We start from the raw sequence: 14,598 nt of genomic DNA, 5'->3' as shown, positions 1-14,598 counted from the left end.
AACTTATCAAAATTTCATACGTGTTCATATAACCGCGGAGATATGGTCCGCAAGTTTCTACCAGGCCGCCGTAAATGGTCTGACTATGAGCGAAAGTGTACCTAGGGCAAATGTATTTGTATTATTGCTTTGTCCGAGTGGTACAGGTTTGATTGCGAAATCAAATTACACCGAAGGGATAAAAGCCCAGGCGGGTAGGTTTCACTCTGTTTTAAGGGGGTGTAATCTGCCTTGCCTGGTTTTTTAATATTGTTTTTAGGAAAATGTAGGGAGAGAGGGGAAACTTAAATGAGCCAGATTGGGGTTATTATGGGAAGTGATTCGGATTACAAAGTCATGGAGGAATCCGTCAAAGTTCTTCGTGAGTTTGAACTTGATTTTGAAGTCAAAATTTCTTCTGCGCATAGGACTTTAGAGAGAACCGTCGACTGGGTAAAAGCTTTTGAAGCCCAAGGAGGTAAACTTATCATCGCGGCGGCAGGGTTAGCCGCCCATTTGCCGGGGGTTGTAGCAGGAGCAACAATTCTACCAGTGATTGGTGTTCCGCTAAGCAGTGGCACTATGGAGGGTATTGATGCCCTTTACTCCATCGTGCAAATGCCCCCTGGAATTCCGGTGGCAACTGTAGGCATTGGTGCGGCACGCAATGCAGCCTTGCTTGCGATACAGTTTCTAGCTGTTGAGGATAAACCCCTGAGTATAAAGGTTAAAAACTATCGAGCTCAGATGATGAAAGATATTGAAGCGAAGGACGAAGCACTGCAACAAAGATTAAGTCAAGGTTAAAGGAGAATGTAAGTATGATTGAACGCTATACCCTTCCTCAAATGGGGGGGATTTGGACAGACGAGCATCGCCTCGAACTATGGCTGAAAATTGAAATTGCCGCTTGCGAAGGATGGGCCAAGCTAGGAAAAATTCCGAATGAAGCTGTCGAAGTTATTCGAGAGAAGGCTTCCTTCTCTTGGGAAAGGGTGCAAGCGATTGAAGAAGTGACTCAACATGATGTGTTGGCGTTTTTGACCAATGTAGCAGAAAATGTGGGAGATGAAGCAAAACACATTCATCTCGGCCTTACTTCTTCTGATGTCCTTGATACGGCACTCTCCCTGCAATTAGTGGAAGCGTCTGATATTTTGTTGACAAAGCTAGAGGGGCTGGAAGCGGTTCTGAACCGCAGAGCGATTGAACATCGGGACACCTTGATGATGGGACGCACTCATGGAATTCACGCAGAACCAATTACCTTAGGATTGAAGTTTGCATTGTGGTACGATGAAATTAGACGTCAAAAAAAGCGCTTAGTTTTCGCTCGTGAGGAAATAAGGGTAGGGAAAATTTCCGGTGCGGTAGGGACCTTCGCCAATGTAGATCCTCAAGTTGAAGCGCATGTTTGCCAAGTGCTTGGTCTAGAGCCGGCTTTAATTTCTACCCAAATCCTTCAACGTGACCGACATGCCTTTTTCATGACAACCCTTGCTGGGATTGCAAGTTCACTTGATAAAATGGCAACTGAGCTTCGCAACTTACAACGAACCGATGTTCATGAGGTGGAAGAAGCCTTTGGAAAAGGGCAGAAAGGTTCCTCGGCTATGCCTCACAAGAAAAACCCCATTACTCCTGAACGTATCTGCGGCATGGCCAGGGTTATTCGTGCCAATGCTCAAGTAGCACTGGAAAACGTTGCCTTATGGCATGAGAGAGATATATCACATTCTTCTGCGGAACGGATGATCTTACCGGATAGCACAATTGCTTTAGACTATATGCTTCATAAGATGACACAGCTTATAGATCGGCTCGAAGTATTCCCAGAACAAATGAAGTTAAATATCGACAAAGGATTTGGCTTGATTTTTTCTCAACGAGTTATGTTAGCCTTGGTTGATAAGGGTGTCAGTCGGGAGACGGCATACTCCTTGGTTCAACGCAATGCTATGGAAGCTTGGAATACTAAAGAGCAATTTCAGAACTTAATTAGCAGAGACTCGGGTATTCGAGATTATTTAGATGAAAAAGAAATAAGCGACCTGTTTGATTATGCTTATCATACAAAGCATGTAGCGGATATTTTTCAGCGTTTAGAACTCGTTTAGGTGAATAAAAACAGGTGACGGAAGTGAACTCGTTCAACTAAAGATGAAATGCTTAAATACTTGCAACAGATACTGGCATACTGCACCAAATATGAAAGGGGTTATACTTAATGGAAAAGTTAGAATTACGATATGAGGGAAAAGCTAAGAGAGTGTATGACACTGATCAAAATGAATATTTCTGGGTAGCCTATAAAGATGATGCCACTGCCTTCAATGGAGAGAAAAAGGGACAAATCGTGGATAAGGGATTGGTCAATAACCAGTTATCAGCACTGTTCTTTGAGGAAATTGGAAAAGCGGGTATTCCAACCCACTATGTTAAATTGTTAAGCGATCGGGATATGCTTGTACATCGGTTAGAAATGATTCCACTTGAAGTTGTTGTGCGCAACATTGTGGCCGGAAGTCTGTCAAAGCGTCTTGGGGTAGAGGAAGGCTTTGTACTTTCACGCCCGGTTGTAGAATTATATTATAAAGATGATGCGTTGGGAGACCCGATGGTTAATGAATCTCACGTCGAGGCGATGGGCTGGGCGAGCATGGATGTTGCGCGAGAAATTCAAGCCATGGGCTTAAAAGTCAACTCGATTTTACAGTCTATCTTAGTAAAAGCGGGTATTGAGTTGATCGACTTTAAACTGGAATTCGGAGTGCGTGATGGAAAAGTTTATCTTGGCGATGAGATTTCTCCAGACACCTGCCGTTATTGGGATATTGAAACACGCGAAAAGCTGGACAAGGATCGCTTCCGACGTGATTTGGGAAAAGTCGAAGAAGCGTATCAAGAAGTCTATCGCAGGGTCAAGGCGGTCCTTGCATAGACCCTTAGGAAAGCATGTTTAGAAGTGAGAATAGTATTCAATCATCTCTTAAAATGACGCAGTGAAGTACTGATATCTTTATATGAACTAGACGTAATTCGCCGCAAGCGCGGAACTAAGGGGGAGAGAGGGGCCGAAAATGTTCGAATTTGGAGAGGACAAACCGAAAGAGGAATGTGGAGTCTTTGGTATTTATGCTCCCGATCAAGAGGTTGCCCGTCTTACTTACTACGGGCTTTATGCTTTACAGCACCGTGGTCAAGAAAGCGCTGGTATCGCAGTTTCAAATGGCTTGAGCATCAACGTGCATAAAGGAATGGGTTTAGTGTCGGAAGTTTTTTCTGACAGCATAGTTGAAGGCTTGAAAGGGAAAATGGCCATCGGTCATGTGCGATATTCCACGACGGGATCAAGTCTGCTGGCAAATGCTCAGCCTTTAGTGGTACACTATCAAAAAGGTATGATGGCTTTAGCACATAATGGGAATTTGACAAACGCATCAGATCTTAGAGAGGAACTAGGAAAAAACGGTGCGGTTTTTCAAACGACGGTTGACAGTGAAGTGATTATTAACCTAATAACTCGGTATCGCCGGGATTCATTAGAAGACGCGTTGGTTAAGACCATGATGGATCTGCGTGGGGCATATGCCTTAGTTATCTTAGCGGAAGATAAGCTTTTTGGAATCAGGGATCCCCTTGGTGTTCGTCCTTTATGTATTGGGAAGCTTGGTGGTTGGTATTGTCTAGCTTCGGAAAGTTGTGCCCTTGATACTATTGGCGCAGAGTTTGTAAGAGATGTAGAACCTGGTGAAATTGTTGTGATCGATAAAGAAGGATTACACTCACATCTAGGGATAAACAAAACTAAGCGGGCGTGCTGTGCTTTTGAATATATTTATTTTGCTCGACCAGACAGTACGATGGATCGTTTGAATATAGCTGAGAGTCGGCGGCAGATGGGTATTGAACTAGCCAATGAATGCCCGATTGAAGCAGATCTTGTAATTGCGGTTCCAGACTCCGGAACTGCTTCGGCCTTAGGGTATGCGACGGCTTTGGGAATACCGTTTGGAGAAGGACTCATTAAAAATCGTTATGTGGGCAGAACTTTTATTCAACCGACCCAGGCAATGAGGGAAGTTGCAGTTCGTCTTAAACTGAATGCCAATGCGAGCGTTCTAAAAGATAAACGTGTTGTGATGATCGATGATTCTATCGTCCGAGGAACGACTAGTTCTAAGCTCGTGGAAATGGTCAAGAAGGCGGGAGCTAAAGAAGTGCATTTCTTAATCAGTTCTCCTCCAGTGGCCTACCCGTGTTTCTATGGAATTGACACTGCTGAACGGGAAAAGCTCATTGCCAATCAATTGGATGTCGATGGAATTCGTCAGTATGTTGGGGCAGATTCACTGCACTATATTTCTGAGGAGGGCTTGCTTCGCGCACTGGGGACAGAGGCTGTTTGCTTGGCTTGCTTTAATGGAGCGTATCCTATTCCAGTTTCGAGTTTAAACCAAGGTAAGAACAATTTTGAATCTCATAAGTCTCGTGGATGAGGTCTGCGAGGCTCGAAGATCGTGGTTCGAAGTGAGTGAACTTATGTAAAGAATACGTCGATGCATTGAAACTTTAAGGAGGAACAACAGTTGGGATATTCATACCGAGATGCGGGTGTTGACATTCAAGCAGGAAATGAAGTTGTAGAACGTATCAAACCAGCGGTTGCTCGGACTCTCCGACCAGAAGTCCTCGGCGGGCTAGGTGGATTTGGCGGGCTTTTTAAACTAAATTTAGCTAAATATCCAAATCCAGTTCTTGTTTCTGGAACAGATGGAGTAGGAACTAAGCTACGCCTTGCTTTTCAAATGAATAAGCACGATAGTATCGGACAAGATGCGGTAGCTATGTGTGTTAATGATATCTTAGTACAAGGGGCAGAACCTTTGTATTTTCTCGATTACCTGGCGGTTGGAAAAGTGGAACCGAAACGACTGGCCGAGGTCATTGGCGGGATTGCCAGTGGGTGTGAAATGGCCGGCTGTGCCTTAATTGGGGGAGAAACGGCAGAAATGCCTGGTTTCTATGCAGAAGACGAATATGATATTGCAGGATTTTCAGTGGGAGTGGTGAATGAAGATAAGTTAATCGACGGCTCAAAGATTCAAGCAGGAGATATACTTATCGGTTTACCTTCGTCTGGTCTTCACAGCAATGGGTACTCCTTAGCCCGAAAAATCTTCGAATCCTATTCCGTTGATGAAGAATTCCCAGAGTTAGGGGAATCTCTTGGGGAGGCACTGCTTCGCCCAACCCGCATTTATGTCAAGTCAATTTTGTCGCTTCTTTCTGATGCAGAGATACTTGGCATGGCCCATATTACGGGTGGAGGTTTAACGGATAACGTTCCCAGAATATTGCCCGCAGGTTTGGGGGTTCAAATTAATACATCAGCTTGGAAACGACCGCCAATTTTTCCGTTGTTGCAACGCTTGGGAGATGTGGCCTGGTCAGAAATGTATCGGACGTTTAATATGGGAATTGGTTATGTCCTGATTGTCCGTTCAGAGGCTGAGGGATTAGTTCGACAAAAACTTGATGAGTTAGGTGAGAAAAGCTTCGTTATTGGAAGTGTCGTTACTGGAGAAGGGGTGGCTTATGAGGACGGCAATACTGGCATCAGGTCGTGGGAGTAATCTCCAAGCTTTGATTACAACCTGCCAAAGCGGCAACCTTCCTATCGAGATAGTGGCTGTTGGCTCAGACCTTCCAGGGGCTGGGGCATTAATGATGGCTGAGGAGGCTGGAATCCCTGCTCGTGTTTTTCCGATCAGTAATTACCAGCATCGTCAAGCACAAGAGGAAGATATCTTGATCTGGATGCAAAATAATGAGGTGGAGCTGTTGCTTTTGGCAGGGTATATGAGGGTTTTGAGTCCTTATTGTATGAGTCAAATACATTTTCCGGTCCTGAATATCCATCCTTCATTACTGCCCGCTTTTCCAGGGCTCCACGCCCAACGTCAAGCACTGGAATATGGAGTCAAAGTTAGTGGGTGTACTGTACACTTTGTTGATGAAGGCTTGGATAGCGGCCCAATTATTTTACAAGAGGCAGTGCCTGTGTTGTCAGAGGATACAGAAGAAAGCTTGTCTCAGAGAATTTTAGCGGTGGAACACCGTCTCTATTCCGATGCCGTTCGCTTGTTAGCTTTAGGAAAAGTAGAGCGGACTGGGCGTAGAGTACATATTTTGCAACAGGAGGAATTGGGATGAAGCGAAGAGCTCTCATAAGCGTTTCCGACAAGAAGGGAATTGTAATTTTTGCGCGTGAACTTGTAGGTTTAGGATTCGAGTTGATTTCAACCGGGGGGACCTACAAAGCACTTGATGAAGCTAATATCCCGGTGAAATATGTGAGTGAGGTCACGGGATTTCCTGAGGTTTTAGATGGTCGAGTCAAGACACTTCACCCTTTAATTCACGGTGGGATTTTGGCGAGGGACAGTGTCAAGCATATGGAACAAATGGAACAGAACGGAATTTTTTATATTGACTTAGTAGTGGTTAATCTTTATCCATTTCGGGAGACTATTGCTAAGCCTGGAGTGACCTTTGAGGAGGCCATAGAAAATATAGATGTTGGTGGGCCAACTATGGTTCGCGCTGCAGCTAAGAATCATGGGCGGGTTACAGTGTTGGTCAATCCAGAATCTTATGAAGAAGTTTTAAGCGTATTGCGTGAAACTGGGAATGTTCCTGCGGGCATGCGCAAACGACTAGCTGCTGAAGCTTTTGCTCATACCGCTGAATATGACCGACTGATTGCCGGGTATCTAGAGCGGCAGATTGAACCACCGGATACTTTTCCGGAGACGCTTCGCATAACTGCACAAAAGGTTCAAGAACTGCGTTATGGCGAAAACCCACAGCAGAAGGCAGCTTTCTATATTAGTTCAGAAGCCGGAGTGGGGACCCTCGCAAACGGCAAACAACTTCAAGGGAAAGAACTCTCGTACAATAATTGGATAGATATGAATACCGCTTGGAAACTTGTGCGTGAATTTGAATTGTGCGCAGCGACGATCATTAAACACACTAACCCCTGTGGAGTGGCAATGGGCAAGACACCGCTTGAGGCTTATGAAAATGCATTTGCTGCAGATCCGGTTTCCGCTTTTGGCGGCATTATCGCCTTTAATCGTGTCGTAGATACAGCATGTGCTGAAGCCCTTAAAGAACGTTTCTATGAAGTAATTATAGCGCCAGATTTTAGCCTGGAAGCTCGCGAGATTCTAAGTGCTAAAACTAATCTTCGACTCTTTGTGGTTGGCAGAGGGGACGTGGGCAAGGTTATGCCCGGTTGGGTTTCCAGAAGTATTGAAGGTGGATATCTTGTTCAAGAGGTCGATCAGGGGACCACTTCAGTTAGCGAATGGGATGTTGTGTCAGAACAAAAACCCACGGAAGAAGATCTGGTAGCGCTCGATTTTGCGTGGCGTATTGTGAAACATGTCAAGTCAAATGCTATCGTAGTCACAGATCATAAACAGACGTTGGGCGTTGGAGCAGGGCAAATGAATAGAGTTGGGTCAGTCAAGATTGCTCTTGAACAGGCCGGAGATAAAGCTAAAGGGGCTTATCTAGCCTCGGATGCCTTCTTTCCTTTCCCTGATTCGATCGAAGAGGCTGCTAAAGCGGGTATTCGTGCCATCGTTCAGCCAGGGGGGTCTCGCAATGATCCTTCGGTTATCGAAGCCGCTAATCGCTTAAATATAATTATGGTCTTTACACATCGCCGGCACTTTCAGCATTAATGATAAATTCTAAGGCTATAAATGGGAAGCGGGGTCAGACAGTGAAGAAGCATCGTGTGTTAATTATAGGCAACGGCGGACGAGAACATGCTTTAGCTTGGAAGTTGGCGCAAAGCCCTGAACTTGAACGCTTATATGTGGCACCGGGAAATGCCGGGACAGTTATCTGGAATGTCCCAATTTCTGTTCAGGATATTGTAGGGCTAGTGGAATTTGCCGTTAAGGAGAAGATTGATCTTACGGTTGTCGGTCCAGAAGACCCCTTGAGTTTAGGTATTGCAGATGCTTTTCAGGAGGCGGGTCTGAGAATCTTTGGGCCGACGCAGGCTGCAGCTCAGTTGGAGGGAAGCAAGTCGTTTGCCAAAATGATTATGGAAGGCGCTAAGATTCCTACAGCAGAGTGGCAAGTATTTGAAGATCCGGTTCGAGCTAAAAAGTACATTGAAACCATAGGCGCTCCTTGTGTTTTGAAAGCGGATGGCTTAGCGGCGGGTAAAGGTGTTATAGTAGCAATGGATTTGGAGACTGCCCTCCAAGCGGTGGATGAAATAATGGACGGCAACTTTGGTTCAGCAGGTAAAAAATTGCTTATCGAGGAGTTCTTAGAGGGGCAAGAAGTTAGCTTACTGTGTTTTTCGGACGGGGTTACAGCTCTACCTATGGTTCCTGTTCAGGATCACAAGCGGGCCTTAGAGGGTGACCTGGGGCTTAACACTGGAGGTATGGGTACGTATAGCCCTCCTCCGATTTGGACGACTGAACTTGAAGCAATCGTCATGCGCGACCTTGTTTCGCCGACTCTTAAGATAATGCAAGAACGAGGGACTCCCTTTGTAGGTGTACTTTTCTTGGGGTTGATGATAACTAAGCAGGGCCCTAAACTCTTGGAATATAATGTTCGATTTGGTGATCCTGAAACCCAAGTGGTTATGAAACGACTTAAGTCAGATCTTTTGCCAGTTCTTTGGGCGTGTACAGAAAAAAAACTTTCCGAAGTTCAGGTGGAATGGAAAAATGAAGTTGCAGTTTGTGTAGTAATGGCTGCTGAAGGCTATCCTTTGGCTTACACAAAGGGGGTTCCGATTCAATTGCCATTGGAGAGTGGTCAAGATGCAGTTATCTTTCACGCTGGAACAGGAATTCATGAAGGTCAGCTTCTGAGTACTGGAGGACGGGTCTTGGGAATAACTGTTGAAGGACAAACTCTTCAAAAGGCTCGAGAGAAGGCGTATGCTCTGGTAGATGAAATTGATTTCCCAAAATCACATTTTCGACGGGATATTGGCGTGAAAGGGTTAGAAAACTAAAATTTCCATAATAAGGTTTAACATATTCTTCACACAAACTTCATGGCAATGTAACACGGATGATCTATACTTAGATTAGTTAGTAATGATTACCCGTTACTGCAACGGTTAACATATATTCTTCTCATTTTTCTCCCCTTCTTTTCTTTCTTTTCCCCCCTCCTTTGACGGGAGGGGATTTCTTTTTCTTTGATAGACTAATCCCCACTAAACTCTCGTACTGGTTTCATGACATCTTGCCCCATGGCGATAAGAGTAAGAATCCTGCCCACAAATTATGAGGCAGGATTCTTGCTTTTTGGGACAATGTAATAACGCTTTCGATCACTTCCTCTGAGCAGTTTATGAATGACAGAAGAGAAGTGTTATCAGTCGCTTGTGACCACATGGATTCTATCGCCATATAATAAAGGCAGGATTCTTTAAATAGAGGGTGGGATGGAAGTGTTTAATTATCACAAGCGTTTGTTTTATCCGATCCACGTTGAACGTGAAGATCCAGTGTTTGCAAAAGTGCTGACAGAACATTATTCAGGAATTGGCAGTGAGTTGGCATCAGCCTTACAATACTTTAACCAACGTTCGAATATATCAAATCGACATATTCGAGAACTGCTGGGGATATTCTCTGCAGAAGAATTTGGACATATGGAATTGATTTCAGTAGCGATTAATAAACTGGGAGGACCACCCTTAACTCTGGTTAATACCCAGGGTGCTTTATGGGGAATTACGCAGATTAACCAAAGCCTCGACGTTGTTAAAATGTTGCAGATGGATATCCAGACGGAAACTAGAGTGATTCGTCTATATCAGCAACAGCTGGAACTGACAGTTGATCTAAATATGAAGAAGATGATTATGTTTCTAATTACCAGGGGAGAAGTACATAAATACTTATTAAAAAAAGCACAGAAGTTACTTCGTGAAAACGGTTCGCCAGAGGAATTTAATGAATTGATTTACGACTATAAGATGAGTTTGCAAGTCTTGAAATAATAGTAAATGAATTGGATTAACTTCTAAAGTAATATGAAAAAAGTCGGCCAAAGGCCGACTTTAATATTTAATAACCCAATCAGAAACCATTAATCGTTCGGACAAGCCCAGCCCTTCAGTATCGATGGTTAATTCCGGCTTCGGGATTAAATCGCGATCATAATACACCGTGATTCCGTCAAAAATAAATTCGTGAAAATTCTCAGGCTTCCTTGGCCTTCCTTTTCGTACGGCAGGGGGAGTAGAGAGCGGGATGCAACACTGAGTGACTACAATGCGCTTTATGTAAAGCTTGTTTTTTTTAGCCTTCTGAAGGAATTTCATTGCTTTCTGTGTAATGTTAATATTCATATTCGAACTCATTTTAAGGTTAGGATCCAATTGTGGATTCACCTCCTTAATGTTGCCATATCTATTCTATCATTTCTTTTTTCGGTTGCAAGGGATTGGAGGATTAAGTTTGGATAAGTTAACACGCCAACGCGAAATCGTCAAAAATGTTGCCACAGAATGGAGATTTTGCGCATGCTCACTGCCACTCCTCAAGGATTAACCATAACCGAAATCTACAAACGCTTTAATCGACGGGATGAAGAAGTCTGCAGTAAAACCCTCGAACGGGCTATAAAAGAATTGGCTAAAAAAATACTCTTAAACATACGCACATCGCTCAGATCAAAAATATCCTTTTCTCGAAGCATATGAAGAACATTGTTAACGGAATAACGAATTCTCTTTAGATTATTCATGATTAACTGTCCATCTTGAATAACAATTGTAGGCTCAAAGGTAAGCAGGTGTCCAAATTTGCGATGCTTGATGATTAAAGTTGTTAAGACTTTTTGGGAAAACCCAATTAAAATAATTGCTACAGCAGTATGTATGTAGAGAAATATTGGGATCTGCAAGATCGGCTCCTGTTATTGCTCTTAAGGTAATATGACTAGAAAGTCGAAGACAGGGAGTTCCCTTCTTAATTTTATTATTATTATTATTTCCAAGAACGTTCTAAATATGGGATATAAAAACAAGGCTCGACTTGAGAGCTTAGTAAAATATCTTTTCAACTGAATGTCTCCCCAGTTTGTTATGATATGATAAAAGATGCTGTGAAAGAAAGGAAGTATTTAATATATGCTGAGAGATTGTAAAGCTGGGGAACGATTTGAAGGGATGTTGCTGGTTAATGAATGGAAAGAGGTGCCCTTTCGGCAAAAACCAGGGGCATACCTTTCCATGACGTGCCAAGATCGTTCAGGAATGATTCAAGGGAAGATGTGGAATTATGATCCACAAGTTCTTGTATGGCTGAAAGATCAGGACATCTTTCGGGTCAAAGGAGTTGCTTCTGAGTACCGTGGTACTATTGATCTAACAATTGAAGCTGTCCAGATAGTTTCAAAGGAGGATGTAGACTTATCTGATCTCTTACCAAGTTCCCCGGTTACTGCAGACGAGTTAGAAAAACGGTTGGCTGTTCTTATAGAGAAGATAATCCAACCGGAGCTCAAAATGCTAATGGAGATGATTTTAGAGCATCCGAAATGGGGAAATGCTTACCGCAAAGCTCCGGCTGCCATGAAAATTCATCAAGCGTATCTCCGAGGACTTTGGGAGCATAGTGTTAGAGTGGCAGAGCTTGCAGAAGGAATTTCCAAGCACTACCCCGGAATAAATCGTGATTTAGTTGTGACGGGAGCGCTTTTGCATGATATCGGCAAGATTGGTGAGTATTCCTACGATCGGGGAGTTAAATTTACAACAGAAGGACGGTTGCTGGGGCATATTATCATAGGGATCGAACTCTTAACTGAGGAAATTGCTAAAATTCCAAGTTTTTCACGGGATCAGCGTTCTAAGTTGTTGCATATTATTACTAGTCACCACGGGAAATATGAATGGCAATCACCAAAGCGTCCAAAATTGATGGAAGCGTTAGTGATTCACTATGCAGATGCCATGGATGCAGAACTATATCAGTTTGAGCAAGCTAAAGAGAACCATCCAGAAGATGAATGGTCTCCGTATATTCCAAGTATGGAACGGTTCATTTATCTAAAGTAGGGGAGGATATATAATTAGATATGACTCATAATTAGCGATGAAAAGAGGATGCCCGAATGTTTTTTGAACCAGGATTCAGCTGGCAAGAGGAAGGAAATGAAACGGTATATTGGTTGTTGTTCAAAGGGAATAAGTTCCTTGTCATAGAAAATAATGGTCAATTTGCTTTGCCTGATATTAATCTGGATAAGTTAAATATAAGACCAATCAGGAGACAATATGTTGGTCAATTGGACGGACGTCCATGTTATGTTGCTGAACTTTCTCCAATTACTGTTGCACCGGAGGGCACGTCATTTTGTAATTTACGGCGCTTACTCGATCACATGCCAGAAGATTTATTTGTTTTGGCGGGAAAAGCTTATCAAATTATGCATTGGGATCGTTCCCATCAGTATTGCAGTCAGTGCGGAGAACAGACAGAAAACAAAATAGATGAAAGGGCCAAACGTTGTCCTTCTTGTGGATTTGTCAATTATCCTCGGATTTCCCCGGCGATCATTGTGGCTATTACTCGGAGAAATGAAATATTGTTGGCTAAGGGGAGTCGTTTTCAAGCTGGCTTTTATAGTGTTTTGGCTGGGTTTGTGGAACCGGGAGAAACATTTGAGGAGTGCGTTCAAAGGGAAGTAGCAGAGGAGGTGGGCATAAAAGTCAAAAACATAAAATATTTCGGCAGCCAGCCATGGCCTTTCCCAGATTCACTAATGGTAGGTTTTATAGCTGATTACGACAGTGGGGATATAAATATCGACAAGAAAGAAATTTTAGATGCACGATGGTTTACTGCCGATCAACTTCCGCTGATTCCGAGCAGTGGAAGTATAGCCCGGCAATTAATAGATTGGTTTAGCCAAGTTAGCGATAGCAAGTAAAATGAGCAGGGTTATGCTATGCTTCTATGGTCTTCATTATTTTATTATCCCAAAAACGATTGGCGATTAGACGAACACAAAAAGGATGATTTCCCCAAATCTCAGGGTTATCGAGCGACAGCATAAGGGCATAGGCCTGACGACAAGTGGATAGCAGGGGGTAACTCTTAGTAATATGGGCCAATACAGATAGAATAGCTTCGCGCCTTTCAGAGTGGAATAGATTCTGAATATAACGGCGGCTGTGTGGAGTTAGCCGAAAACGAGTTAAGTCGGAAGAGAGGGGCTTAATCTCGTTCGCAGAAAATGATACGACCTCTAGTTCTGGAAGATCAGCCAAAATATCAGAAGACTGTAAGAACTTAATTAGGTTTTCTTGAATTTCTGTAGCGGGAAAGGAAATAATTCCGGGCGTTGAGGCTAAAATTTGTATGCGTAAGAGGTTAGCTTGAATAATTTTCTGGTTTTTTATAGAACTAAGGGATTGATAAGACATGTACTGGATAAGTCTGGCTAGTACCTCATTTCCTTCTAAGGCTTGCTGTTCCCATGAAGGTAACAGACGAAGGATGTCGTCTGCAAGGGGGGGAGTGGCCTGTTCAAAGAGCTGGTATTCAATAATCGTACTTAAGGATTCTTGAGTTGGGTTTTTGAGTAAAATGCGTCGAAGCTCAGGGTGGACAGCTATTGATATAGTTTTTCCATCTTTTTTATACATCGAAGGTGCCTCCTCCGCAGCTTATTATCGTTAATTCTGTCTGTGTTGTAGTGTATGTTTTTTATAGGGTTCTATCCAAATAATTTAGGTTGTCTCATAATTAACAGAAAAAACTCATCATTAATTTTGGGGAGAAAGCTTTTATAGGTGTTATACATTCTGGCAGTATAGTTGCAATTAGTAAAACCAGGTATTCCTTAGAGAGTTGGAAAGTTTTAAGGCAATATTGCATAAGTATTAAAAACGACCTTTAAAAAGGAGTAGCAATGGGTATTCTCACCCCCAGTTTAGAGGACTATCTAGAAGAGCAGTACCGTTTTTCTTTATCGTCAGATACTGTTCGGGTCACTGACCTCAGTATCAAACTGGGGGTTTCACTGCCATCGGTCACAAAAGCGTTGCGCAAATTGAAAAATGGCCAGTATATTTATTATCAACGCTATGGAGAGATTACCTTTTCAGAAAAAGGAAAAAAACTTGGCGATTTCTTAGTGAAACGTAATCAATTATTACAGGAACTTTAGGTGCTCATTAATACTGACTGCGATATTGCGGCCGAAGCGATGGAACATATTATCTTTCGGAGGCTACCATCTGCTCCATCCAAGCAATCGTCACATCTCTAAATCAAAACCCAGAATGGCATAGAGTTTTACTGGAATACATAGTGTCTTCCAGTAAAACCAATGTGTAGAGTCTATTATGTTAAACTAAGCCGAGGAATCGACCGCTTTAGTAAGAATGAAGCAGGCACTAAATCCGATAATCGTAGGAATTAAAAAAGATAGAAAGGTCCATTTTTTAATGCCTGTTTCCTAGTGACCGAGGTAATGTTGCTAAACCAGTTCGCATAGCCCTTGGTTCGTTGATTATACAAGCACGCTGCGGCTATACTGATC

15 protein-coding genes and 1 riboswitch are annotated in these 14,598 nt (G+C 43.0%); of the genes, 12 read left to right on the top strand and 3 right to left on the bottom strand.

The window, feature by feature from the left end:
- The first annotated feature begins 4 nt into the window (after positions 1–4).
- Positions 5–106, top strand: a riboswitch (purine riboswitch).
- A gap of 182 nt (positions 107–288) precedes the next feature.
- The 9 genes from purE (at position 289) to LJE72_RS15495 (ending at position 10,042) form a co-directional block, all read left to right on the top strand.
- Positions 289–786, top strand: coding sequence for a 5-(carboxyamino)imidazole ribonucleotide mutase (gene purE / locus LJE72_RS15535; protein WP_229248672.1), 498 nt, complete (start codon positions 289–291; stop codon positions 784–786).
- 14 nt (positions 787–800) lie between these two features.
- Entirely contained in the window at positions 801–2,096 is a 1,296-nt protein-coding gene (gene purB / locus LJE72_RS15530) for an adenylosuccinate lyase (RefSeq protein ID WP_229248671.1), read from the top strand.
- A gap of 110 nt (positions 2,097–2,206) precedes the next feature.
- Positions 2,207–2,920: a phosphoribosylaminoimidazolesuccinocarboxamide synthase gene (gene purC / locus LJE72_RS15525; protein WP_229248670.1), complete on the top strand. Its 714-nt coding sequence runs from the start codon at positions 2,207–2,209 to the stop codon at positions 2,918–2,920.
- A gap of 139 nt (positions 2,921–3,059) precedes the next feature.
- Positions 3,060–4,478 carry an amidophosphoribosyltransferase gene (purF, locus tag LJE72_RS15520; protein ID WP_229248669.1) on the top strand — a complete coding sequence of 473 codons (1,419 nt, stop codon included), beginning with the start codon at positions 3,060–3,062 and terminating at the stop codon, positions 4,476–4,478.
- A 90-nt stretch (positions 4,479–4,568) separates the two neighbouring features.
- Positions 4,569–5,615, top strand: a complete 1,047-nt coding sequence (gene purM / locus LJE72_RS15515) for a phosphoribosylformylglycinamidine cyclo-ligase (protein ID WP_229248667.1) — start codon at positions 4,569–4,571, stop codon at positions 5,613–5,615.
- The gene (gene purN, locus LJE72_RS15510; RefSeq protein WP_229248666.1) at positions 5,578–6,195 is read left to right on the top strand and encodes a phosphoribosylglycinamide formyltransferase; all 618 of its coding nucleotides are present in this window, start codon (positions 5,578–5,580) and stop codon (positions 6,193–6,195) included. Before purM ends, purN begins: the two co-directional genes overlap by 38 nt.
- The gene (gene purH / locus LJE72_RS15505; protein ID WP_229248665.1) at positions 6,192–7,736 is read left to right on the top strand and encodes a bifunctional phosphoribosylaminoimidazolecarboxamide formyltransferase/IMP cyclohydrolase; all 1,545 of its coding nucleotides are present in this window, start codon (positions 6,192–6,194) and stop codon (positions 7,734–7,736) included. Before purN ends, purH begins: the two co-directional genes overlap by 4 nt.
- Positions 7,736–9,043 carry a phosphoribosylamine--glycine ligase gene (gene purD / locus LJE72_RS15500; protein WP_229248664.1) on the top strand — a complete coding sequence of 436 codons (1,308 nt, stop codon included), beginning with the start codon at positions 7,736–7,738 and terminating at the stop codon, positions 9,041–9,043. The genes purH and purD overlap by 1 nt, the downstream gene beginning before the upstream one ends.
- A gap of 444 nt (positions 9,044–9,487) precedes the next feature.
- Positions 9,488–10,042, top strand: coding sequence for a manganese catalase family protein (locus LJE72_RS15495; protein ID WP_229248663.1), 555 nt, complete (start codon positions 9,488–9,490; stop codon positions 10,040–10,042).
- A 60-nt stretch (positions 10,043–10,102) separates the two neighbouring features.
- Here LJE72_RS15495 and LJE72_RS15490 read toward each other — a convergent pair whose 3' ends face one another.
- Positions 10,103–10,423 (bottom strand): CC/Se motif family (seleno)protein, encoded by a 321-nt coding sequence (locus LJE72_RS15490; RefSeq protein ID WP_229248662.1) that lies wholly within the window; start codon positions 10,421–10,423, stop codon positions 10,103–10,105.
- Between the two features lie 185 nt (positions 10,424–10,608).
- Positions 10,609–10,950 carry a YetF domain-containing protein gene (locus LJE72_RS15485; protein WP_229248661.1) on the bottom strand — a complete coding sequence of 114 codons (342 nt, stop codon included), beginning with the start codon at positions 10,948–10,950 and terminating at the stop codon, positions 10,609–10,611.
- Positions 10,951–11,176: 226 nt separating this feature from the next.
- Here LJE72_RS15485 and LJE72_RS15480 point away from each other — a divergent pair, with 226 nt between their 5' ends.
- Entirely contained in the window at positions 11,177–12,106 is a 930-nt protein-coding gene (locus tag LJE72_RS15480; RefSeq protein WP_229248660.1) for a 3'-5' exoribonuclease YhaM family protein, read from the top strand.
- 56 nt (positions 12,107–12,162) lie between these two features.
- Complete coding sequence (nudC, locus tag LJE72_RS15475) at positions 12,163–12,981, top strand: NAD(+) diphosphatase (RefSeq protein ID WP_229248658.1); 819 nt, start codon at positions 12,163–12,165, stop codon at positions 12,979–12,981.
- Between the two features lie 16 nt (positions 12,982–12,997).
- Here nudC and LJE72_RS15470 read toward each other — a convergent pair whose 3' ends face one another.
- Complete coding sequence (locus tag LJE72_RS15470; RefSeq protein ID WP_229248656.1) at positions 12,998–13,699, bottom strand: hypothetical protein; 702 nt, start codon at positions 13,697–13,699, stop codon at positions 12,998–13,000.
- Between the two features lie 266 nt (positions 13,700–13,965).
- Here LJE72_RS15470 and LJE72_RS26775 point away from each other — a divergent pair, with 266 nt between their 5' ends.
- Positions 13,966–14,223 carry a metal-dependent transcriptional regulator gene (locus LJE72_RS26775; protein ID WP_396391206.1) on the top strand — a complete coding sequence of 86 codons (258 nt, stop codon included), beginning with the start codon at positions 13,966–13,968 and terminating at the stop codon, positions 14,221–14,223.
- The last annotated feature ends 375 nt before the right edge of the window (positions 14,224–14,598 follow it).

The sequence above is a fragment of the Desulfosporosinus shakirovi genome (assembly GCF_020595055.1).
GTDB classification, from domain to species: domain Bacteria; phylum Bacillota; class Desulfitobacteriia; order Desulfitobacteriales; family Desulfitobacteriaceae; genus Desulfosporosinus; species Desulfosporosinus shakirovi.
Note: the sequence above shows the minus strand (reverse complement) of the source record. Positions and strands in the feature narration are given on the sequence as shown.